Origin of the sequence: Microbacterium sp. NPDC064942, from assembly GCF_049545525.1 — a bacterium.
Lineage (GTDB): Bacteria > Actinomycetota > Actinomycetes > Actinomycetales > Microbacteriaceae > Microbacterium > Microbacterium gawkjiense.
In genome coordinates this window covers 192,830-213,876 of the sequence record NZ_JBMWDR010000001.1, presented here as the reverse complement: position 1 = coordinate 213,876, position 21,047 = coordinate 192,830, and the positions used below count along the sequence as shown (strand labels likewise).

At 72.2% G+C, this 21,047-nt stretch carries 18 protein-coding genes; 6 read left to right on the top strand and 12 right to left on the bottom strand.

The window, feature by feature from the left end:
• Positions 1-11: 11 nt before the first annotated feature.
• The 8 genes from mtrA to ACPEH2_RS00935 all read right to left on the bottom strand — a co-directional run bounded on the left by mtrA (position 12) and on the right by ACPEH2_RS00935 (position 7,343).
• Positions 12-692 (bottom strand): MtrAB system response regulator MtrA, encoded by a 681-nt coding sequence (mtrA, locus tag ACPEH2_RS00970; RefSeq protein WP_217531226.1) that lies wholly within the window; start codon positions 690-692, stop codon positions 12-14.
• Between the two features lie 142 nt (positions 693-834).
• A complete protein-coding gene (gene katG / locus ACPEH2_RS00965) occupies positions 835-3,174 on the bottom strand; it encodes a catalase/peroxidase HPI (RefSeq protein WP_359918090.1) in 2,340 nt (779 codons plus the stop codon).
• A 37-nt stretch (positions 3,175-3,211) separates the two neighbouring features.
• Entirely contained in the window at positions 3,212-3,646 is a 435-nt protein-coding gene (locus ACPEH2_RS00960; protein WP_253035197.1) for a Fur family transcriptional regulator, read from the bottom strand.
• A gap of 62 nt (positions 3,647-3,708) precedes the next feature.
• Positions 3,709-5,166, bottom strand: coding sequence for an adenosylhomocysteinase (gene ahcY, locus ACPEH2_RS00955; RefSeq protein WP_359918092.1), 1,458 nt, complete (start codon positions 5,164-5,166; stop codon positions 3,709-3,711).
• 22 nt (positions 5,167-5,188) lie between these two features.
• Positions 5,189-5,395 (bottom strand): DUF3499 family protein, encoded by a 207-nt coding sequence (locus ACPEH2_RS00950; RefSeq protein ID WP_064002410.1) that lies wholly within the window; start codon positions 5,393-5,395, stop codon positions 5,189-5,191.
• Between the two features lie 51 nt (positions 5,396-5,446).
• Complete coding sequence (locus ACPEH2_RS00945; RefSeq protein ID WP_423718044.1) at positions 5,447-6,040, bottom strand: energy-coupling factor transporter transmembrane component T; 594 nt, start codon at positions 6,038-6,040, stop codon at positions 5,447-5,449.
• Positions 6,034-6,723: an energy-coupling factor ABC transporter ATP-binding protein gene (locus ACPEH2_RS00940; protein WP_359918095.1), complete on the bottom strand. Its 690-nt coding sequence runs from the start codon at positions 6,721-6,723 to the stop codon at positions 6,034-6,036. Before ACPEH2_RS00940 ends, ACPEH2_RS00945 begins: the two co-directional genes overlap by 7 nt.
• Entirely contained in the window at positions 6,720-7,343 is a 624-nt protein-coding gene (locus tag ACPEH2_RS00935) for a biotin transporter BioY (RefSeq protein WP_359918097.1), read from the bottom strand. The genes ACPEH2_RS00940 and ACPEH2_RS00935 overlap by 4 nt, the downstream gene beginning before the upstream one ends.
• 52 nt (positions 7,344-7,395) lie before the next feature.
• On the opposite strand from ACPEH2_RS00935, the gene ACPEH2_RS00930 reads away from it, so the two are divergent.
• Together ACPEH2_RS00930 and ACPEH2_RS00925 are read left to right on the top strand one after the other, a co-directional pair.
• Positions 7,396-8,031, top strand: coding sequence for a TetR family transcriptional regulator (locus ACPEH2_RS00930; RefSeq protein WP_423718043.1), 636 nt, complete (start codon positions 7,396-7,398; stop codon positions 8,029-8,031).
• Between the two features lie 29 nt (positions 8,032-8,060).
• Positions 8,061-8,483, top strand: coding sequence for a metallopeptidase family protein (locus ACPEH2_RS00925; RefSeq protein ID WP_359918101.1), 423 nt, complete (start codon positions 8,061-8,063; stop codon positions 8,481-8,483).
• A 12-nt stretch (positions 8,484-8,495) separates the two neighbouring features.
• Here the strand turns inward: ACPEH2_RS00925 and ACPEH2_RS00920 are convergent, their stop codons facing one another.
• The 4 genes from ACPEH2_RS00920 to manA all read right to left on the bottom strand — a co-directional run bounded on the left by ACPEH2_RS00920 (position 8,496) and on the right by manA (position 14,391).
• Positions 8,496-9,884 (bottom strand): DUF5719 family protein, encoded by a 1,389-nt coding sequence (locus ACPEH2_RS00920; RefSeq protein ID WP_423718042.1) that lies wholly within the window; start codon positions 9,882-9,884, stop codon positions 8,496-8,498.
• The gene (locus ACPEH2_RS00915; protein ID WP_423718041.1) at positions 9,881-12,721 is read right to left on the bottom strand and encodes a glycosyltransferase family 2 protein; all 2,841 of its coding nucleotides are present in this window, start codon (positions 12,719-12,721) and stop codon (positions 9,881-9,883) included. The genes ACPEH2_RS00920 and ACPEH2_RS00915 overlap by 4 nt, the downstream gene beginning before the upstream one ends.
• Positions 12,722-12,787: 66 nt before the next feature.
• Positions 12,788-13,108: a WhiB family transcriptional regulator gene (locus ACPEH2_RS00910; RefSeq protein ID WP_082886057.1), complete on the bottom strand. Its 321-nt coding sequence runs from the start codon at positions 13,106-13,108 to the stop codon at positions 12,788-12,790.
• A gap of 140 nt (positions 13,109-13,248) precedes the next feature.
• Entirely contained in the window at positions 13,249-14,391 is a 1,143-nt protein-coding gene (manA, locus tag ACPEH2_RS00905; RefSeq protein ID WP_423718040.1) for a mannose-6-phosphate isomerase, class I, read from the bottom strand.
• 59 nt (positions 14,392-14,450) lie between these two features.
• On the opposite strand from manA, the gene ACPEH2_RS00900 reads away from it, so the two are divergent.
• The 4 genes from ACPEH2_RS00900 to ACPEH2_RS00885 are packed head-to-tail and all read left to right on the top strand — an operon-like array spanning position 14,451 to position 21,039.
• On the top strand, positions 14,451-15,851 hold the full coding sequence (locus tag ACPEH2_RS00900; RefSeq protein WP_423718039.1) for an O-antigen ligase family protein: 1,401 nt from the start codon (positions 14,451-14,453) through the stop codon (positions 15,849-15,851).
• Complete coding sequence (locus tag ACPEH2_RS00895; RefSeq protein ID WP_423718038.1) at positions 15,848-17,167, top strand: O-antigen ligase family protein; 1,320 nt, start codon at positions 15,848-15,850, stop codon at positions 17,165-17,167. The genes ACPEH2_RS00900 and ACPEH2_RS00895 overlap by 4 nt, the downstream gene beginning before the upstream one ends.
• A gap of 38 nt (positions 17,168-17,205) precedes the next feature.
• Positions 17,206-19,590, top strand: coding sequence for a CDP-glycerol glycerophosphotransferase family protein (locus ACPEH2_RS00890; RefSeq protein ID WP_423718037.1), 2,385 nt, complete (start codon positions 17,206-17,208; stop codon positions 19,588-19,590).
• Positions 19,591-19,644: 54 nt separating this feature from the next.
• On the top strand, positions 19,645-21,039 hold the full coding sequence (locus ACPEH2_RS00885; RefSeq protein ID WP_253035209.1) for an SDR family NAD(P)-dependent oxidoreductase: 1,395 nt from the start codon (positions 19,645-19,647) through the stop codon (positions 21,037-21,039).
• Positions 21,040-21,047: the final 8 nt, after the last annotated feature.

Below are 21,047 nucleotides of genomic sequence, written 5' to 3'. Positions count from 1 at the left end.
GCTCCCGGTGGTCACACCGCGGCGCCGGCGCGATAGCCCACGCCGCGCACCGTGGTCACGATCTGCGGGTTGTCGGGGTCGCGCTCGACCTTCGCCCGCAGGCGCTGGACGTGCACGTTCACGAGGCGCGTGTCGGCCTTGTAGTGATAACCCCAGACCTGCTCGAGCAGCATCTCGCGGGTGAAGACCTGCTGCGGCTTGGACGCGAGCGCGACGAGGAGCTCGAACTCGAGCGGCGTGAGGGCGATCGGGGAATCCCCGCGGCGCACCTCGTGGGCCGCGACGTCGACGGTGAGGTCCCCGATGCGCAGACTCTCGGAGCGCGCCTCGGCCGTGGGGCGCAGCCGGGTCTTGATCCGCGCGACGAGCTCCTTCGGGTTGAAGGGCTTGACGATGTAGTCGTCGGCGCCGGATTCGAGCCCGCGAACGACGTCGGCGGTGTCGGTGCGGGCCGTCAGCATGATGATCGGGACGCCGGACTCGGCGCGCACCCGCGTGCACACCTCGATCCCGTCCATCCCCGGCAGCATGAGGTCGAGCAGGATCAGATCCGGACGCTCGTCCCGCCACGCGTCGACCGCGGTGCCGCCGTCGGCGCAGAAGGCGACGTCGAAGCCTTCGGTGCGCAGCACGATGCCGATCATCTCTGCGAGAGCGGTGTCGTCGTCGACAACCAGGATGCGCGATGTCATAGGGCCGATGTCGTCCTTCGGGGTCAGCGGATGCCGGTGCTCCGCCCACGGGTGAGTCCACAGTAACCGAACCGTGACCTGCCCGGCGGGACGACGCACGGCCCGCCCCGGAGGGACGGGCCGTGCGGGTGACCGGCGGGGGTCAGGCGTGGAGGTCGAACCGGTCGAGCTCGGTGACCTTCGTCCACGCGGCGACGAAGTCGCGGACGAACTTCTCCGCGGCGTCGTCCGAGGCGTAGACCTCGGCGAGCGCGCGCAGTTCGGAGTTCGCGCTGAAGACGAGGTCGACGCGGGTGCCGACACCGATCTCGGAACCGTCCGCCGCCGTTCCGCGGAACGCATGCGATCCGGGGTCGAGCGGCTTCCACGTGGCACCGAGGTCGAGCAGGTTCACGAACACATCGTTCGTGAGGACGCCGGGCCGGTCGGTGAACACGCCGTGGGACGAGCCGTCCCAGTTCGCCCCCAGGGCTCGGAGGCCGCCGACGAGGACGGTCGTCTCGGGCGCGCTCAGGGTCAGCAGGTTCGCCTTGTCGATGAGGTGGTGCTCGGCGGGCAGGAACGCGTTCGGTCCGTAGTAGTTGCGGAACCCGTCGGCCGCCGGCTCGAGGTAGCCGAACGAGTGCTCGTCGGTCTGCTCCTGCGACGCGTCGGTGCGACCGGGGTGGAACGGCACGGTGACCTCGACCCCGGCATCCTTCGCGGCCTTCTCGACGCCGGCGTTACCCGCCAGCACGATGAGGTCGGCGAGCGAGACCTTCGTGCCGTCCGTCCGCTCGGCGTCGAAGGCGGCCTTGACGCCCTCGAGGGCGGCGAGGACCGTCTGCAGCTGGGCGGGGTTGTTGACCTCCCAGTCCTTCTGCGGAGCGAGACGGATGCGGGCGCCGTTCACGCCGCCGCGCTTGTCGCTGCCGCGGAAGGTGGATGCGGCGGCCCACGTCGTCGAGACGAGCTGCGACACCGTCAGGCCGGTCGCGAGGATGCGCTGCTTCAGGTCGGCGGCGGCGGCCTCGTCGATCAGCGGGTGGTCCACCGCGGGCACGGGGTCCTGCCAGATGAGCTCCTCCTGCGGCACCTCGGGTCCGAGGTAGCGAACCACGGGGCCCATGTCGCGGTGGGTCAGCTTGAACCAGGCGCGGGCGAACGCGTCGCCGAACGCGACCGGGTCGTCCTTGAAGCGGCGCGAGACCGCGTCGTACGCCGGGTCGGTGCGCAGCGCCAGGTCGCTCGTGAGCATGCGGGGCTCGCGGCGGCCGTCGGAGTGCGCGAGCGGGACCATGTCGGCGCCGGCACCGTTCTTCGGCCGCCACTGGTGCCCCCCGCCGGGGCTGCGCATGAGCTCCCACTCGTAGGCGTAGAGGATGTGGAAGAACTCGTTGTCCCACCGGGTCGGGTGGTAGGTCCACGTGACCTCGAGGCCCGACGTGATGGTGTCGTCGCCTTTCCCGGTGCCGTGGTTGTTCTTCCAGCCGAGGCCCTGCTGCTCGATGCCGGCGGCCTCGGGGTTCGCCTCGACGTTCGTGTCGGGCGCGGCGCCGTGGGTCTTGCCGAACGTGTGACCACCGGCGATGAGCGCGACGGTCTCCTCGTCGTCCATCCCCATCCGCCCGAAGGTCTCACGGATGTCGCGGGCCGACTTCAGCGGGTCGGGCTCGCCGTTCGGGCCCTCGGGGTTGACGTAGATGAGACCCATCTGGACCGCCGCGAGCGGCTTCTCGAGGTTGCGGTCGCCGCTGTAACGCTCGTCGGCGAGCCACGTCGTCTCGGGTCCCCAGTACACGTCGTCGTCCGGCTCCCACACGTCGGGGCGGCCGCCGCCGAAGCCGAACGTCTCGAAGCCCATGGTCTCGAGCGCGACGTTGCCGGCGAGGATCATGAGGTCGCCCCACGACAGCGACTGGCCGTACTTCTTCTTGACGGGCCAGAGGAGTCGGCGGGCCTTGTCGAGGTTGACGTTGTCGGGCCAGCTGTTCAGCGGCGCGAAACGCTGCTGGCCGGTGCCGCCGCCGCCGCGACCGTCGGTCGCACGGTAGGTGCCGGCGGAGTGCCACGCCATGCGGATCATGAGCGGTCCGTAGTTGCCGAAGTCGGCGGGCCACCAGTCCTGCGAGGTGGTGAGGACCTCGGCGATGTCCGCCTTCACGGCGGCCAGGTCGAGGCTCTCGAACGCGGCCTTGTAGTCGAAGTCCTCGCCGACGGGGTTGCCGACGGCGGGGTTCTTCTTGAGGATGCGGAGGTTCAGCTGGTTCGGCCACCAGACCTGGTTCGCAGACCCCACGGTCGGGTGCGGCTGTGCGCCGTGGTTCTCGCGGTCCGCACCGGGCGCGCCGTGGAAGACGGGGCATCCGTCGGCCTCGTTGGAACGCGGACGGTCCTCGCCGTCGGCGCGCTCGTCGACCGGCGTGTCGATGGGGGTGACGGCCTGGTCGACGTCGGTGGCCTCGGCGCCGAGGGGCTCGGCCTGGGGGTCACGGTCGCTCATGGTGATCCTTCCGTTCGGGGTGTGGGAGAGGGGATGGTCAGGCGGCGGTCTCGGCGGCGCAGTCGGCGCAGAGACCCCAGTAGGTGACTTCGGCGGACGCGATGCGGAACCCGCGGTCGTCGGAGGGATGCAGGCACGGAGCGGCGCCGACGGCGCAGTCCACATCCTCCACACGCCCGCACGACGTGCAGACGAGGTGGTGGTGGTTGTCGTCGACCCGGAGTTCGAAGAGCATCGGCTGCCCGGCCGGCTCGATGCGGCGGACGAGGGCCGCATCCGCGAAGTCGTGCAACGCGTTGTAGACCGACTGCCGGCTCGCTTTGGGAAGCTCGTCCGCCACGGCGGCGTAGAGCGCCTCCGCGCTGGCGTGCGGGTGGGCGGCGAGCGCGGCGAAGACGGCACGACGCGACTCCGTCACCCGCAGACCGGCGTCGCGGAGCGCGATGTCGGGGTTCGGGGCGGGATCGGTCATGCCCTCAGTCTAGTTCTTTTTTGATCAGATCAAAAGAGAGTCGAGCCGGGCGTGTCGCGTGGTCAGTAGCGGTAGTGATCGAGCTTGTAGGGTCCGTCGACGGGCACTCCGATGTAGGCGGCCTGCTCGTCGGTGAGCTGCGTCAGCTGCACGCCCAGGGCCGGCAGGTGCAGCCGCGCCACCTTCTCGTCGAGCGCCTTCGGCAGGACGTAGACCCCCGTCGGGTACTCGTCGAGCTTCGTGTACAGCTCGATCTGGGCGAGCACCTGGTTGGTGAACGACGCGCTCATGACGAAGGACGGGTGTCCGGTCGCGTTGCCGAGGTTCAGCAGACGCCCCTCGGACAGGACCAGGATGCTGCGCCCGGTCGGCAGCCGGTACTCGTGCACCTGCGGCTTGATCTCGATCTTCTCGACACCGGGCAGCGACTCGAGCGCGGCCATGTCGATCTCGTCGTCGAAGTGACCGACGTTGCCGACGATGGCGAGGTGCTTGAGGGAGAGCAGGTGGTCGACGGTCACGACACGGGTGTTGCCCGTCCCCGTGATGACGATGTCGACCTGGTCGGCGACGTCCTCGAGCCGGGCGACCTGGTAGCCGTCCATGGCGGCCTGCAGGGCGCAGATCGGGTCGACCTCGCTCACGATGACGCGCGCGCCCTGGCCGCGCAGCGCCTCGGCGGCCCCCTTGCCGACGTCGCCGTACCCGACGACGAACGCGACCTTGCCGCCGATCAGGACGTCGGTGGCCCGGTTGATGCCGTCGGGGAGCGAGTGACGGATGCCGTACTTGTTGTCGAACTTCGACTTCGTGACAGAGTCGTTGACGTTGATGCCGGGGAACAGGAGCTTGCCCGCGGCGTGGAGCTCGTAGAGGCGGTGCACGCCGGTCGTGGTCTCCTCCGTCACCCCGAGGAGACCGGCCGCGATGCGCGTGAAGCGCTGCGGGTCGCGCGCGAGCGAGCGCCGGAGCGTCTCGAGCACGATGCGGTACTCGGCGGAGTCGGTGGGGCCCGCCTCGGGCACGGCGCCCGTGGCTTCGAACTCGGCGCCCTTGTGGACGAGGAGCGTCGCGTCACCCCCGTCGTCGAGGATGAGGTTGGGGCCGTCGAAGCCCTCCTCCGACCAGTCGAAGATGCGGTCGGCGAGCTCCCAGTACTGGTCCAGCGTCTCGCCCTTGAAGGCGAACACCGGCACCCCCGCGGGCTCGGCGACGGTGCCGGAGGGTCCCACGACGACGGCGGCGGCGGCCTCGTCCTGCGTCGAGAAGATGTTGCAGCTGGCCCAGCGGACCCGGGCGCCGAGGGCGACGAGGGTCTCGATGAGCACCGCGGTCTGGACGGTCATGTGCAGCGAACCGGCGATGCGCGCGCCGGCGAGGGGCTGCGAGGGACCGTACTCCTCACGCAGCGCCATGAGACCCGGCATCTCGTTCTCGGCGAGGCGGATCTGGTGACGGCCGGCATCGGCGAGCGAGAGGTCGGCGACGACGTGTTCGATGGTCTTCACGGGAGTGGGCACGCGCCCATTCTCCCACGCGGGCTCAGACGCGGAGGGTCTCGTGACGCACGACGACCCAGCCCTTGGGCACCGACATCCGAGTGGTGTGGATGGCGCACAGGTCGTGCGCGTGCGGGTCGTTCCCGGCGCCGAGCGGACCGAGGACGGCCATCTGGTCGCCGTAGTCGTAGGTCAGGGTCGTCACGGCCTCGCGGGCGCAGCCCACCTTGGAGCAGAGTCTGTCGAGCATCGCGTCCACGCTATCCGGCGCCTCCCCCGCCACCGGGATGCCGCGCCGGGTTCAGCGGACGCCACGCGCCGTCAGGGCGTCGCCCAGGTCGTCCGCGTGGCGGAGCGCCAGGACGAGGAACGGGACGACGAACACCCGGATGCCGCGGGCGCCGCGCGCGTGCTGCGCGCTGCGCACCTCGCGCGCGAGACGGGCCAGGGTGGGCACCGTGCCGAGCGTGACGACGAGCAGGAGGGCCGTGCGGGCGGCATCCACCCCCACGCGGTGCAGCGGTCGCAGCGCCCGCTCGACGACGTCGAGGAGGACCGCGACCGGCGTCGTCAGCGACAGCAGGCCCGCGAGGGCGACCGCGGCGACGATGCGGACCGTGCCGACGGCGGCGGCCTCGACACCCAGGAAGAGGCACGGGATGCCGAAAGTCACGAGGACGAGCCAGCGGAGCGCCCAGATCTGCCGCCCGAGCTCCCGCACCCCGACGCCCGGCACCGCGTAGCACGCGACGCACAGCACGGACGCCGCCACCGCGGCCGGCCAGGCGGGAGGCAGCAGCGAGACGGCGAGGACGAGGATGAGCAGGAGCACGGTCTTGCGTCCGGCGGGCATCCGGTGCCACGGACCGTCGCCGGAGCGGTACAGCGTCAGCACCGCCACCTCGCGGTGTGCGCGGCGACCACGTCCGGCGCCTCCCCCACCTGGGCGATGCGTCCGTCGTCGACCCGCACCGCGACGTCGCATCGCGCGGCGAGCTCGAGGTCGTGCGTCACGACGACGAGTCGGTGGCCGGTGTCGGCGAGCAGGTGACCCGCGACGAGGTGGGCGTTGCGACCGTCGAGGAACGCGGTCGGCTCGTCCGCCACGACGAGATCCGGCGTCCGCACGAACGCGCCGCACAGGGCGAGGAGCTGCTTCTGCCCGCCTGACAGCTCGTACGCGGGCCGGTCCGCGAGCGGGGTGAGCCCGAAACGCTCCAGCGCGGCGGCGACGCGGGCGTCGCGCTCCGCCCGCGGCAGGCGGTCCGCACGCAACGAGAAGGCGACGTCCTCGGCCACCGTCGGCATGATGATCTGGGCGTCGGGATTGCTGAAGACGACCGCCACGCGACGTCGGAGGGCCGCGGCATCCCTCGCCGCGTCGAGCCCCAGCACCTCGACGCGGCCCCTCGTCGGACGGACGAGCCCGCCGATCAGCCGCGCGAGGGTCGACTTGCCGGACCCGTTGTCGCCGACGATCGCGACGGTCCGCGCATCCACGGCGAGGTCGATCCCCCGCAGGACGTCGGTGTCGGCCAGCCGCACCGACACGTCGGCGAGGCGGAGCGCGCTCGTCACCGGACCGGCGCCGCCTCACGCGGGGCGGCCGCGCGCGACGCCCACGTCCGTCGGAACGCGCGCGGATAGCCGCGCACGAGCGCGGCGACGACGACCGTCGCGACGACGGCCTTCGCGAGGTCGCCCGGGACGAACGCGAGGTTCGCGAGGAGGGCCTGGTCCACTCCGATGCGCATGACGAGGCTCTGGATCGGGATGCCGCACGCGTAGACCACGACCACCCCACCGATCACGACGCCCGCGAAGGTCCGCCACCACACCGGCCGCCGGCCGCCCAGGTGCACGATGAGGCCGATCACGACGACACCGACGAGCCAGCCGACCAGGTATCCCGCGGTGGGGCCGACGAAGACACCTGCTCCCCCGCGGCCGCCCGCGAGCAGCGGCAGGCCGACGGCGACGAGCACGAGCAGCGTGCCGACCGAGACGGCGCCCACGAGCGGTCCCAGGACGGCGCCGGCGAGCATGACGCCGAGGGTCTGCGCCGTGATCGGCACCCCGCCGAAGACGGAGAACGACCCCGGCAGCCCCAGGATCGCGATGACACCGGCGAAGACGGCGGCGCGGGCCAGGTCGGTCGTGTCGAGCCGCGGGGTGCGGGCGGGGTGGTCGTGGGTCATGTCATCCTCCTGAACAGCGTTCACGTGAACACCGTTCAGGTAGGGTAGCGGCATGTCTCCGCGCGATCCAAACCCCCGCGGCGCCCGGCGGTCGAAAGACGACGTCGTCGACGCGGCCCTCGTCCTGCTCGACCGTGTCGGCCTGCCCGACCTGTCTATGCGCCGCCTCGGCGAGGAGCTCGGGGTGCAGCCCAGCGCGCTCTACTGGCACGTCGCGAGCAAGCAGGAGCTGCTGGCTCAAGTGAGCGCCCGCATCCTCGCCCCGGTCGCGCTCCGCGACGGCGACCCCGATGATCTCGAGCGGGCCGCGGTGACGCTCGGGCGCCGCCTGCACGACCGCCTGCTCGCGCACCGCGACGGCGCGGAGGTCGTCTCGAGCTCGCTCGCCCTCGGACTGGTCGCCTCCCCGGTGCACGACGGGCTCCGCACGTTCGACGACTCCCCCGCTGCGGACGTCGTCGCCGACGCGGTCACCCACTACGTCGTGGGCGTCACCTTCCACGAGCAGCAGCGGCGAGCGGCGGATGCCTGGGGCACCGCGGCATCCGTTGTCGCCCTCTCACCGGAGTCGGCCGCCGCACCGGCACCGGACGCCTTCGAGGCCGCGCTCGCGCTGATCGCCCGCGGCATCGCCCCCTGGCGCGCGGACATCGGGCGAGCGCCCGACGCGGCGGCACCGGGCGCCTAGGATGGCGTCATGCGCTGCAAGGGGGATTCGTGAGGCGTCGCGCCCGCCCGACCGCACGCCCCGACCGCCACGGCCGGCACGGACGCCTCGACCGCAGCCCGGTCGTCCGGCCGCCGCTGCCGGCCATCGAGACGCGCGCCGATAAGTTCGACCTGACCGTCGCGACGGCCGTCGAGTTCCTGCGCAGCGCCTGGCCCGAACTGCGTGAGGTCCGCTTCGACATCGGATGGATGCCGGACGCCGCCGACGTCGACGGCATCCCGCGCTGGGTGGTGCAGTCCGAGCAGAAGCGGATCGTGCTGTTCCGCCTGCCCATCGAGCGCCTCGCGCGGCTGCACCGCAACGACGAGCTGCACCGGCGCATGATGATCGAGAGCTGCGTGTTCCGCGCGGCCGCGGAGTACCTCGACCGCGATCCCTGGGACCTCGGTCCCGACCGCTTCCGGTTCTGAACCGCGATCCCGTCAGCGCGGCCGGACCACGACCGGTGCGGCCGCCGCGTCGGCCGGCACGACCGCGTAGCCCGCGATCGCGTCGGAGGCGGTGAAGGTCACGCTCGCCCGCAGCGTCCCGCCCGCCGGATCCAGGCGGTAGAGCTCCCCGGCGGCGAGGTCGACGGACACCGACCCGCCGGCGGGCACGCGGACCTCGCGCGGCTCGCCCGCCCCGGCGCCGTCCGCGAGCACCGCGGCGACCTCCTGCGGGCCCGGGTTCACGAGCGCGAGCTGCGGACGGGGGCCGTCCGAGACCGCGACCAGTGTGGGGACGCGGACGTCGTCGGCGGTGCCGTACCACGCGAAGTCCGACCCGGCATCCGCTCCCGTGGAGGTGTGCGCGGCGGCGACGACGGGAGCACCCGCCTGCACCTCGACGCGGTAGCGCCCCTCGGGGAGCGTCTCGAGGTCGACCTCGATCGGCACCCCCGCGGTGAGCGCGAGGTCGGTGAACGACGCCGCCGTCATCGACCCGCCCACGGGGGTGACGGTGACGGATGCCGTCGTGTCGTCGGACGGCGCCAGCAGACGGATCGTCGTGTCGGTGGGTTCGTCGCCGCCGCCCACCGCCGAGAACGCCGGGATCGTCTGCTGCATGCGCGGCAGTCCGGTGGCGCCGCCCTGATCGACGCCGACGGGGACGAGCGTCCGGGTGAGCGTCGACTGGAGGGCGGCCTGCACCGGCGCCTGGCTCGCGGAGACGAGGACGACGGGGCGCGCCTCGTTCAGGGCGAGCGCCGCGAGGGGGACGATCCGCTGCTCCCCCGCGGGGACGAGGATGTTCGTGCCGGCCTCCGGGGCGGTGCGCCCCTCGGCGCCGAACACCGTGAGATCGACGCGCGACGCGACGTCGCCGGGGTTGGCGATCACCACCAGGTCGGCGGCGCCGGTGAGACCGCTGCCGGCGGCGAGCCAGGTCTCCATGGCGGGCGGGGCGCACGTCGACGCGGCGAAGCCGGCGAGGTCGTCAGCTGCGACCCGGGCGGACTGCGCGGCGGCCAGGTCCGCGCGGACGCGGTCGACGGGCTCGGCGGAGAACGACGGGATCGGGTCGGCGCCCTCGATCGCCGAGGCGATCTCGCCGGGGACCGGTTCGGGCGACCCGGCGGCCGTGCCCGACACGATCCTCGCGCCCGCGGCGACCTGCAGGGCGCCCGGGTCCTCGACGTCACGCCCGACCGCGACGAGCGGACCGTCGCAGGAGAGGACGGAGGTCGCGGGCTCGGGTCGTGTCGTGATCGACAGCGTCGAGCGCTCGACGCCCTGCCACGGCGTCGTGATGACGAGGAACGCGCCGGCCACGACGGCGAGGCTCACGATCGCCCCGACCCCGCGGCGGACGGTCCGCGCCGCGGTCACAGCCGGACCCCTTCGCCGATGATGCGCGGATGCCGGCGCCCGGCGCGCAGGCTGGCGCGGGTCGGGACGGCGAGCAGGAGCGCGACCACGATGACACCGAGCTGCAGGAGGGCGACGCGGATCGAATGCGGACCTGAGGCGTCGTCCACGGTGCGCTCGGAGATCGTCCCGTCGACGCTCCACAGCGCCCCGCGCGCCGTCTCGCCGACGCTGACGAGGTCGGCTCGCTGATTGAGCAGGTTCTGCGCGCCGAGGCGGGCCGCGCGCGCGACGTCGCTCTCCCCCGGCGCCTCCTCGAGGAGCACGTACGCGATGCCGTGCCGGGCGAGGTCCGCCACGACGTCACCCGTCGCGGTGGAGACCAGGTCGGCGGTCACGTGGGCGAGCTCGCGGTCACCGGCGGTGAGCGCGGGGCGCGTGGACTGGACGGTCGTCTGACCGCCGAGGGTCTCGCTCGCTCCCCAGACGACGGCGGCCGAGTAGGCGGCATCCGCCTGGACCGTGAGGACCAGCGTCGCCGTCTGCTCGCCGTCCCGCTCCCCTTCGCTGCCCGCCGTCTGCACGTAGGCGGGGAGCGTGCTGGCGGGCCCGTCCGTAAGGGCCGCGTCGCCGCGGATCACCGCGGTCAGGGCCGGGACGGCGCCGATGGCGAGGAACGCGATGACGAGGGATGCCGCCACCGGCACGAGCGCGTCGACGCGGCGGAACCCGTCGAGCCCGGCGACGGCGGCGAGAAGCAGGCCCGCCCACGCGAGCGAGAGCGCGCTCCCCGGCCAGATCGCGACCGGTCCGGAGCTGCCTGCCGTCAGCGCGATGCCGGAGGCCAGGACCGCGGTCGCGACGCCGAGGCCCGCCGCCACGAGCGCGAGCGAGGCGGGGAGGAGCCGGCCGAGGGCCGGGCCCAGCAGCGCCAGCACGAGCACGGGTGCGGTGAAGGCCGCGACCCACCATGCCCGGCCGTCCTCGCCGAGGAACTGCAGCCAGCCGGCGCCGTCGGTCGACGGGTAGCCGAAGGCGAAGAGGATCTTCGGCAGCAGTCCGTCGGGGTTGCCGGCGACGGCCAGCGGGCGCCCGGGGTCGGCGAACACGGCCAACGGGTCGCCCCTCGTCAGGTGGTACCAGACGAGGGGGAGGAAGACGGCGATAGAGGGGATCACGAGCCAGATGATGCGGCCCGCCCCGCGGCCCCGCCGCGCGACGATCGCGAGGATGAGGGCGACGAGCCACAGCGCACCGAGCCCGGGGGCGAGCGACGGCGCGCACGCGACGACGATGACGAGGAGGATCGAGGCGAGACCCGCGCTGCTCCAGGAACGACGCGCCGCGGTCGCCGTGTAGACGAGCCACGGCAGCGCGAGATGGAGGATGACGGCCGCCGGCCGCCCCTCGACGAGCGCGACGAGGAAGGTCGGGGCGACCGCCCAGGCGAACGCGACCGTGCAGCGCAGCACCGAGCGCTCGGTCACGCGGGTGGCCGCGAACCAGCCGCCGAGGGCGGCCAGAGGCAGCGCGAGCAGCCACAGGATCACGAGAGCGCGCGACGGCGCGAGCGGCGAGAGCGAGCCGATGAGCGCGACGACCGCCGCGAACGGATCGGCGGGCCCGACGGTGTCCCATCCGAGCGCACGCGGCCCGTAGGCGGCGTCGGTCCAGAGCGCGACGACGCCGCTGCGCAGCGGCGCGAGTCCGCCGCCGCCGAGGACCGGCCACGCCAGCAGGGCACTGAAGGAGAGGAGCGACGTGGCCAGGGCGCCCAGCACGACCCACGCCCCGCCGCCGCTGAAGAACCGGAGCTCCTCGCGCGGCGCGGTGGCGGCATCCGCTTCGTCTTCGAGGCGTTCGCGCAGGTCCCGTCGACCGATGCGCAGCTGCGCGAGGGACAGCCACGACGTCGTGCGGGTCCGGCGGATCGTGCGGCGCGCCCGGATGACGGACGCGAGTCCGACCAGGACCGAGACGGATGCCGCCCACTCCGGACCGATCCTGCCCGGGTTCTTCGCGACGAGATGACCGAGGGTGCGCCACAGGGCCAGTGGCAGGAGTGACAGCCAGTGCAGAGGGACGACCGGGGCGGGGGCGTAGACGAGCCGGCGGTGCAGTTGCGCTTTGCGCACCGCGTAGAGCCGCCGGCCGCGCGCACCCGCGGAGCGCCCCGTGGGGGTACCGGCGACACCGTCTCCTGCGACGGCGACGATCGCGGTCGGTGCGAGAGCGACGCGCCCGCCGGCCAATCGGGCGCGGATGCCGAGGTCGAGACCTTCGTCCGCGCCGGCGAGCCCCGGGTCGACGCCCCCCAGCGCCTGCCACACCTGGGCACGGACGAGGACGCCGCGGATGTCGGAGCCGAGGACGTCCTCGCCGGCGTCGTGCTGGCCCTGGTCGAGTTCGCCGTCGGCGAGTCCGACGGTGCGCCCCGTCCGCGTCAGGGTGACGCCGAGCGAGACGATGCGGGTCGGATCGTCCCAGGAGACGAGCTTGGGCGCCGCGAGGGCGACGGACGGCGCGGTCTCGAGAGCACCGGCCAGCCGGGCGAGGGCATCGGGGGCGGGGGCGGTGTCCTGCGCGAGCAGCCACACCGCGTCGCCCGAGATGCGACGGCCGGCTAGACGCAGGGCCTCCGCGAAGCCGGTGTTCCGGCCCGCGACGATCACCGCCTCCGCACCGGACTCGGAGGCGAGGCGGGTGAGGGTCTCGTCGGGTCCGCAGAGGACCACGGTGAGCACGTCGGCTCGCCGCGTCTGGGCGGCGAGCGCGCGCAGCGTGCGGCTCAGATGGAGATCCGTGGGGCCTCGTCCGTGGGGGCGGACGACGAGGATCGCGTGTACTCGGGGGGGCATGACCAGGTCAGCCTAGGTCGCGACCCGCCCGACTCGGGGAGGACGGACGGGGTGGCGCGGATCGTGTCAGGACGCGCGACGCTTGAGCTTGCGGCGCTCGCGCTCGCTCAGTCCGCCCCAGATGCCGAAGCGCTCGTCGTTCTGGAGCGCGTACTCGAGGCATTCGCCGCGGACGTCGCACGACGTGCAGATCCGCTTGGCGTCACGCGTCGAGCCGCCCTTCTCGGGGAAGAACGCCTCGGGGTCGGTCTGTGCGCAGAGCGCATCGGCCTGCCACGCGAGCGCGGTGTCCTCGTCGGTCTCGACACGCCGGCGGACACCGGGCACCCCGAGGTTCACCGGGTCGACGAACCAATTCTCGGGAACGCCGGAACGGTAACCCGTCATCTTGCTCTCCCACCTGTAGACACTCGCCGCGGTGCGGCCGATGCCTAATTACACCCGTGTGATTCGCTCCGGTCAAGTCGCAAATCGTAAACCCTCAACCGGTGATTGAATCTTCTTGACGCTCCCGGCGTGTCGCCGCGTCAGGCGGGTCGGCCGGGCTGAGCGAGGTAGGCGACCCCGTCGCCGGACAGGGCGATCGACGTTTCGTCCTGGGCGTACGCCGCCGTCCCCGGCGTGAGCGTCACCTCGCGCTCCGCAGTCCCGACGGTGACCTCCCCCGACACGACCAGGACGATCGCGGGACCGCTGAGCGGCGCCTGCACCGGCGCGCCGGCGAGGACGTGACGCGTGAGCAGGAAGTCGGGGACGCCGACGTCGAACACCTCGCCCTCACCCTCCGGCACGGGTGTCAGCAGCGGCGCTGGTCCCGGTTCGGTGTCGACGATCCGCAGGAGCTCCGGGACATCGATGTGCTTCGGGGTGAGACCGCCCCGCAGGACATTGTCGCTCGCGGCCATCAACTCGACGCCGAGACCGTCCTGGTAGGCGTGCAGCACACCCGCCGGAGCGAAGACGGCCTCCCCCCGGCGCAGGACGACGAGATTCATGAGGAGGGCCACGACGATGCCCGCGTCCCCGGGGAAGTCGCGGACGATCGCGCGGAGGACGTCGAGCTCCTGCGCGAAGCCGGGCACGGCCGCATCCGTCACAGCATCCGACACGTCGCGGACGACGTCCTCGGCGCGTCCGGTGAGCACCTCCTCGATCACCCCGCGCAGGGCGGCGGACGCGTCGGTCGCCGTCAGGGCGGAGCGCAGACGGTCGACCCCGGCGGCATCGCCCAGTCCGTCGAGGAGCCGGAGGGTGTCCGCGACGGGGCGGAGACCGACGAGCGCGCGGAACGGATCGCTCAGCGCCACGATGACCTCGGGCTTGTGGTTGTCGTCGCGGTAGATGCGGTCGCCGGCGTCGCGCGGGACCCCGGCGGCCTCCTCGGCGGCGAAGCCCGCCTTCGCCTGCGCGAGGTCGGGGTGGGCCTGGATCGACAGCGACGACGAGGCGGCGAGGATCTTCAGGAGGAAGGGCAGCGGCGGCTCTCCGGCCGCCGCGCGCGCCTCGGGCAGGGACCGCCCGTCCCCCAGGCGGGCGGGGCTGCCGGGGTGGTCGCCGAACCACACCTCGGCCTCGGGGCCGCCGGTCGGCACCCTCCCCTGCAGGTCGGCGATCGCGGACGGGGATCCCCAGGCGTAGTCGCGGGGCTCGTTCGAGAGGGTCTCCAGCACGCGATCAGCCTAGGGCGTGCGGAGGAACGACCAGGCCCGCGCGATACCCTTCTGTCACCATGGCCGTCCATTCCTCGCACCCGGTCTCGGCGCCGCCGGCCGCCCCGCCGCGCGAGCGGACGAGCCACATCCTCCTGCGGGGTTGGTGCATCCTCCTGCTCGTCATCACCCTGTCAGGCACGGCCCTCCCCCTCGCCTTCGGTATAGAGGTCGCCGCGGGCATCGGGAGCGTGAGCTTCCTCGTCTCGGTCGTGCTGTGGGTGACGATCCGCCCGCGCGTGCAGTGGCGCCGGCTGCCCTGGTACGCGCTCGCCTACCTCGCCTTCGCCGTCCTCTCCCTCTTCTGGTCGCACTGGCCGGACGCGACCCTCGCCACCGTCGCCCTCCTCATCGTGACGACGGTCGGCGCCCTGTTCGTGGGCGCCGTGCTCACCTGGCGCGAGGTCGTGCGCGCCCTGGCATCCGCTCTGAAATGGATGCTGGCGCTATCGATCCTCTTCGAGCTCTGGGTCAGCCTCGTCTGGAACGGCCCGATCCTGCCGCACTTCGTCCGCCCCGACGGGCCCGTCGACGATCCGATCGTGCTGTGGTCTCGCGACAACCTGCTCGACGGCGGGCGGATCCAGGGCGTCTTCGGCAACGCCAACGCGCTCGCCTACGTCGCGCTCCTCGCCATCGTCGTCTTCGCCATCCGGATCGCCTCCCGCGCGCCTCGGCGCCCGGTCCTCGTGCTGTGGATCCTCCTCGCGGTGTACCTCTTCGTCCGGGCGGGGTCCGCGACCGCGACTGTGTCGGCCGTCACCGTCGTCGTGGTGCTCATCACCGTGCTGGTGATGCGCACGACGACCCGGGCCGGCGAGCGCACCCGCTACTACCTCGTCTACGCGATCGTCGCCGTGGGCGGGCTGCTCGCGGTCTGGGCGCTGCGAGACCGCGTCTTCTCGGCGCTCGGGCGTTCGAGCGACCTCACCGGCCGCGAGTCGATCTGGGAGAAGGTCCTCGAGCGGGCGGTCGAGCACCCCGTGATCGGCTGGGGCTTCTCCACGCCCTGGATCCCGACCGAGCCGGCCTTCGACCGCTGGATCGTGGACCACGGTCAGACCGTCATGCAGGCGCACAACATGTGGGTGGACGTCTTCCTGCAGCTCGGCGCCGTCGGTGTCGTCCTCATCACCGCCGCGTACGTCGCGTTCGTCTGGCGGTCGTGGTTCTTCGCCGTCGACCGCCCCCGGTGGGACCTCGTGGCGGACCGGCCGTACACCGCGGTGACGCTGCTCCCGACCCTTACGGGCGCGATCCTCCTCGTGCAGGGCCTCGCCGAGTCGACGCCGCTGCTGAACTGGGGATGGTTCCTGCTCATCCTCTTCGCGTTCAAGATCAAGCAGGCGCCGCTGGTCGGCCGCGGACCGTCCGAGGAGCGCCTCATCGGCGAACAGGGCGACAGGCCGACCGAGCGATGAGGACCGTGCGCGCGCTCCCCCGGCTCATCGCCGCGCTGCAGACCCCCGACGTCGCCGCCGCCTACACCCTCGTCACCGTCGGCGCCCTCTTCTCCACCCATGCGCTGCGCCAACTCATGGGCAACGCGGGGTATGGCGCCGTCCTCAGCGGTCTCTGCCTGATCGGCGCGGGGATGATGATCGCCCGCCGCGCGGAGCTCCGCCTCATCCACCTCATCCCGACCACGCTCCTGATGCTCCTGCTCTGGCTCATCATCACGGCGGGGTGGTCCGCGTCGCCCTCGGCGACCCTGACGGGGTGGCTGCAACTGGGCGCCCCGACCTTCCTCGCCGTCGTCGTGGCCCAGTTCCGCGACACGCTCCAGACGGTGCGCGCCACCGGCGACGTCCTGCGCGTGCTCCTCGGCGTCTCCCTGGGACTCGAGATCCTGAGCGGCATCCTGCTCGACCTGCCCATCGCCTTCCTCGGCATCGCCGGCAACCTCGCCGACGGAGGTCCCGTCCAGGGCATCTTCGGCACGCGCACCGTCCTCGGGGTGGTCACGATCATCGCCCTCGTGACCTTCCTCGTCGAATGGCGCACGCGATCGGTGAGTGCGGGCGTCGCGATCGGGTCCGTCTCGCTCGCGGCCGTCCTGGCGGTGTTCACCGCCTCCCACATCGTCCTGGGGATGGTCCTCGTCTCGGGCGCCGCGACGGGCGCGCTGGCCGTCCTGCGTCGCGTCCCCCTCCAGGTCCGCCCGGTCCTGCAAGGGGTCCTGGCCGGCGTGGTCGTCGTGGGGCTGGTGCTCGTCTACATCTTCCGCCGACCGCTGGTGTACTGGCTCAACGCGGAACCCGACTTCTTCACCCGCTCCCGCCTGTGGAACGTGATCCTCGACATGTCGGCGCTGCGTCCGGTCCAGGGATGGGGGTGGGTCGGCACCTGGCCCGACCACCTCTCCCCCTTCACGTACATCCGCCTCGTCACCGGCCGCTCGCATGCCTCGGCCCTCAACGTCTGGATGGACGTCCTACTGCAGGCGGGCGCCGTGGGGGTCGTGCTCCTCATCGCCTTCGTCGGCTTCGCCCTCGCCCGCGCGTGGGCGACGGCGAGTGAGCGGCGTTCGACCGTCTACGTATGGCCGGCCCTCGTCATCATCGTGCTCCTCACCGACTCCGTCGTGACGAGCTCCCCCCTCGGCGGCTTCGGGTGGTTCCTCCTCGTGCTGTGCGCCACGCAGGCGTCCCTCGTGCGCGGCTGGCGGCGCGAGCGCCCCCTGCCCCCGGATGCGTCGGAGCGTCCCGACACGTTCGGGCTCGGAGCACCGGCTTAGAATCGAGCGACACCCGCCACGATCCAGGAGGTTCCACCGTGCGATCACTTCGCCGGCGTCTGCGAGGGAACGCCTTCCTGCAGAGGTGGCGGTTCGGTCTGTGGATCGCCCTCTACGCGCTCGCCTCGCGGATCGCGCGCGTCCAGCAGGGACGCACCCTCTTCCTCTCGGACTCCCGTCGGGGATTCTCGGGCAACATCGCCTTCCTCCGCGACGAGATCCGACGTCAGCGACCGGACGCGAAGGTCGTCGGCATCTTCAAGGGGAGCCTCGCCGAGCGGCGCCCCCTCCGCGACTCGCTGCGGCTGCCCTGGGAGCTCGCCCGCGCGCAGACCATCGTCCTCGACGACTACTACCCGATGATCTACCCGCTGCAGCTGCGTCCCGAGACGCGTCTGCTGCAGGTCTGGCACGCCGCCGGTGCCTACAAGAAGGTCGGCTGGAGCCGTGCGGGCCTGCCCGGCGGCCCCCTCCCCGGGTCCGTCGCGCACCGCAACTACACGGATGCCACGGTGAGCTCGGAGGCGATCCGCCCCGATTACGCGGAGGCGTTCGACATGGACGTCGCGCGGGTCCACGCGCTGGGCGTGCCGCGCACCGACGTCTTCTTCGACTCGGACCTGATCGCGCGCAGCGCCACCGAGGTCCGCACCCGCCTCGGCATCCGACCCGAGCAGCGCATCGCCGTGTTCGCGCCGACCTTCCGGGGCAACGGCCAGCTGAGCGCGCACTACGACGTGGACTGGGTGCCATGGCTCCGGCTCGTCGAGGAGTTGGGCGAGGAATGGGTGGTCCTCGTCAAGCTGCACCCGTTCGTCGCGCGCGCCACCGCCGGGATCCCGTCGCACGAGCGGATCCTCGACGTCTCCGCCGAACGCGAGCTCAACGATCTGCTCATGGCAGCCGACGTCCTCATCACGGACTACTCCTCGGCGATCTTCGAGTTCTCCTTGCTCGGCCGCCCGATGGTCTTCTTCTGCCCCGACGTCGAGGTCTACGCCGCGGAGCGCTCGTTCTACCACCCGTTCGAGGACTACCTCGCCGGTCCCCTCGTGACCGACGGCGCCGACCTCGCCGGCGCCATCCGGGACGCGCGCGCCGGCGCGGACCTCGCCGCGTTCCGGGAGCGGTTCATGTCGGCGTGCGACGGCCGATCCACCGAGCGCATCGTGCGCGAGATGATCCTCACCCCCCGTGCGGCGCACGACCGCCCCGCGATGCTCGACGCTCCCCCCGTCGCGCCGACCCGCATCGACGGCCCGGTCGGCCGGCACGTCTTCGCGGCCCGCGTCGCGCAGACGGTGCTCGGGGTCTGCTACGCGCCGCTCAAGCTGCTGCCCACCCGACGCAAGGTGGTGATGATCAGCCGGGAGCACCCCGAGGAGACCGACGACTTCATCGACCTGCGCACCGCGATCGCCGCCATGGACCCGTCCGTCTCGGTCGTGTCGCTCGTGCGGATGGTTCCGCCCGGCCTCCTCCGCAAGATCGGCTACGCCGGGCACCTGCTGGTGCAGATGTACCACGTCGCCACCGCGCGCGTCCTGGTCGTCGACACCTACTCGATGGTCGCCAGCATGCTGCGGCACAAGAACGAGCTGAGCGTCATCCAGATCTGGCACGCTCTCGGAGCCTTCAAGAAGTTCGGTCTCAGCATCCTCGGCACCGGCGAAGGACGCGATGCGCGCCTCGCGCAGGCCATGCGGATGCATGCGGGGTACGACCTCGTGCTGGCCAGCGGCGAGGCGTGCCGCGCGCCGTACGCCGAGGCGTTCGGCACCGACGAGAGCCGGATCGTGGTGGCTCCCCTGCCCCGCGTGGACCGCCTGCGCGACGAGGAGCTCACCCGTCGCACGCGCGAGCGCATCTACCGCCGGCATCCGCATTTGCGGGACGCGCGTGTGGCCGTGTTCGCCCCGACGTTCCGGATCGAGGACACCGCCATGTCCGCCCCCGACGACGTCGTCGCCGCCCTCGCGGCGATCGGGGTCCACGTGGTCGTGAAGCTCCACCCCCTGATGACGCTCCGCGGGAGCGCCGTCGACACTGCCGAGGGCTTCTCGACGCAGGAGATGCTGACCGTCGCCGACGTCTTCATCACCGACTACTCCTCGACGCTGTTCGAGGCGGCCGTGCGCGGCATCCCCACCTACTTCCTCGCCCCGGACCTCGACGAGTACCTGGCGACCCGCGACTTCTACCTCGACTACCGGCGCGACCTGCCCGGCCCCGTATGCACCACCGTCGGGGAGCTCGCTGCCGCCGTCGAGGCCGAGACCGCGACGACGACGGATGCCGCGGCGTTCGCCGCACGCTGGGTCGCCGAGACGGGCGCCGCCACCGGGCACCCGTGCACGGAACGGATCGCGCGACTCGTGCTCGACCGCGTGGCCGGCAGGGGGCCCGCAGAGCCCCTCGCATAGGATGGTGCGGGCGTGCCAGCGCACGCCCGCACCGACTCACGAGGAGCCCTCGCCGTGACCACAGCCCGTACCGTCGCCGTCGTCCTCGCGGGTGGCATCGGAGTCCGGGTGGGTCTCGGCATCCCCAAGCAGCTCATCAAGATCGCGGGCAAGGCGATCGTCGAGCACACGCTCGAGGCGCTCGAGGCCAGCCCCCGCATCGACGAGATCATCATCATGATGAACGCGGCCGCGATCGGCGAGCTCGACCACCTGCTCGACACCGGCCGGTTCACGAAGCTCAGCCGCATCCTCCCCGGCGGCGAGACCCGCAACGACACGACCCAGCTGGCCATCGCCGCGCTCGAGGGCGACGACACGAAGGTCCTCTTCCACGACGCGGTCCGTCCCTTCATCGACGACCGCATCATCGAGGACTGCGTGCGCGCCCTCGACACCTACGAGGCCGTCGACACCGCCATCCCCTCGGCGGACACGATCATCCAGGTCGACGCGGATCGGCTGATCACCGGCATCCCGGACCGTTCTCTGCTCCGTCGCGGACAGACGCCGCAGGCCTTCCGCCTCGGCACGATCCGCAAGGCGTACGAGATCGCCGCGACCGATCCGCACTTCCGCGCGACCGACGACTGCGGCGTCGTCTTCACCTACCTGCCCGACGTCCCCATCTACGTCGTCGACGGCACCGCCGAGAACATGAAGGTGACCGAGCCCATCGACGTCCACATCGCCGACAAGCTCTTCCAGCTGCAGTCCGCGAGCCTGTCGCTCGAGAGCATGACGACGGTCCCCGACCTGTCGGGGAAGTCCGTCGTCGTGTTCGGCGGCAGCTACGGGATCGGTGAGAGCATCGTCCAGCAGGCGACGGATGCCGGGGCCACGGTCCACGAGTTCAGCCGGTCGTCGACGGGTACCGACATCCGCTCCGCCAAGGCCGTGCGCGCCGCCCTCGCCGAGGCGCACTCCCGGAGCGGTCGGATCGACGTCGTCATCGTGACCGCGGGCGTGCTGCGCATCGCTCCGCTGGTGGAGAGCCGCAAGCGGGACCTGAAGGACACGATCCAGGTGAACCTGATCGCGCCGGCTGTCGTGGCTCGCGAGTCGCACCCCTACCTCGCCGAGACGGCGGGGCAGGTCGTGCTGTTCACCTCGAGCTCGTACACCCGTGGACGGGCCGGCTACAGCGCCTACTCGGCGACCAAGGCGGGTGTCGTGAACCTCACGCAGGCCCTCGCCGAGGAGTGGGAGGCGTCCCGGGTGCGCATCAACTGCATCAACCCGCAGCGCACCCGTACCCCGATGCGGACGCAGGCTTTCGGCGAGGAGCCGGTCGACAGCCTGCTCGACCCGGCCGACGTCGCGCGCGTCACGTTGAACGTGGCGGCATCCGACCTGACGGGTCAGATCGTCACGGTCAACGTCGCCGCGATGCGCAACGCCGGGGGCTGAGCCCGGGC

What these genes read in the sequence shown, in the direction of transcription:
- mtrA (WP_217531226.1), bottom strand. Translation starts at nt 692, where the DNA reads ATGACATCGCGCATCCTGGTTGTCGACGACGACACCGCTCTCGCAGAG.
- katG (WP_359918090.1), bottom strand. Translation starts at nt 3,174, where the DNA reads ATGAGCGACCGTGACCCCCAGGCCGAGCCCCTCGGCGCCGAGGCCACC.
- ACPEH2_RS00960 (WP_253035197.1), bottom strand. Translation starts at nt 3,646, where the DNA reads ATGACCGATCCCGCCCCGAACCCCGACATCGCGCTCCGCGACGCCGGT.
- ACPEH2_RS00950 (WP_064002410.1), bottom strand. Translation starts at nt 5,395, where the DNA reads ATGCTCGACAGACTCTGCTCCAAGGTGGGCTGCGCCCGCGAGGCCGTG.
- ACPEH2_RS00935 (WP_359918097.1), bottom strand. Translation starts at nt 7,343, where the DNA reads ATGACCCACGACCACCCCGCCCGCACCCCGCGGCTCGACACGACCGAC.
- ACPEH2_RS00930 (WP_423718043.1), top strand. Translation starts at nt 7,396, where the DNA reads ATGTCTCCGCGCGATCCAAACCCCCGCGGCGCCCGGCGGTCGAAAGAC.
- ACPEH2_RS00915 (WP_423718041.1), bottom strand. Translation starts at nt 12,721, where the DNA reads ATGCCCCCCCGAGTACACGCGATCCTCGTCGTCCGCCCCCACGGACGA.
- ACPEH2_RS00910 (WP_082886057.1), bottom strand. Translation starts at nt 13,108, where the DNA reads ATGACGGGTTACCGTTCCGGCGTTCCCGAGAATTGGTTCGTCGACCCG.
- ACPEH2_RS00900 (WP_423718039.1), top strand. Translation starts at nt 14,451, where the DNA reads ATGGCCGTCCATTCCTCGCACCCGGTCTCGGCGCCGCCGGCCGCCCCG.
- ACPEH2_RS00895 (WP_423718038.1), top strand. Translation starts at nt 15,848, where the DNA reads ATGAGGACCGTGCGCGCGCTCCCCCGGCTCATCGCCGCGCTGCAGACC.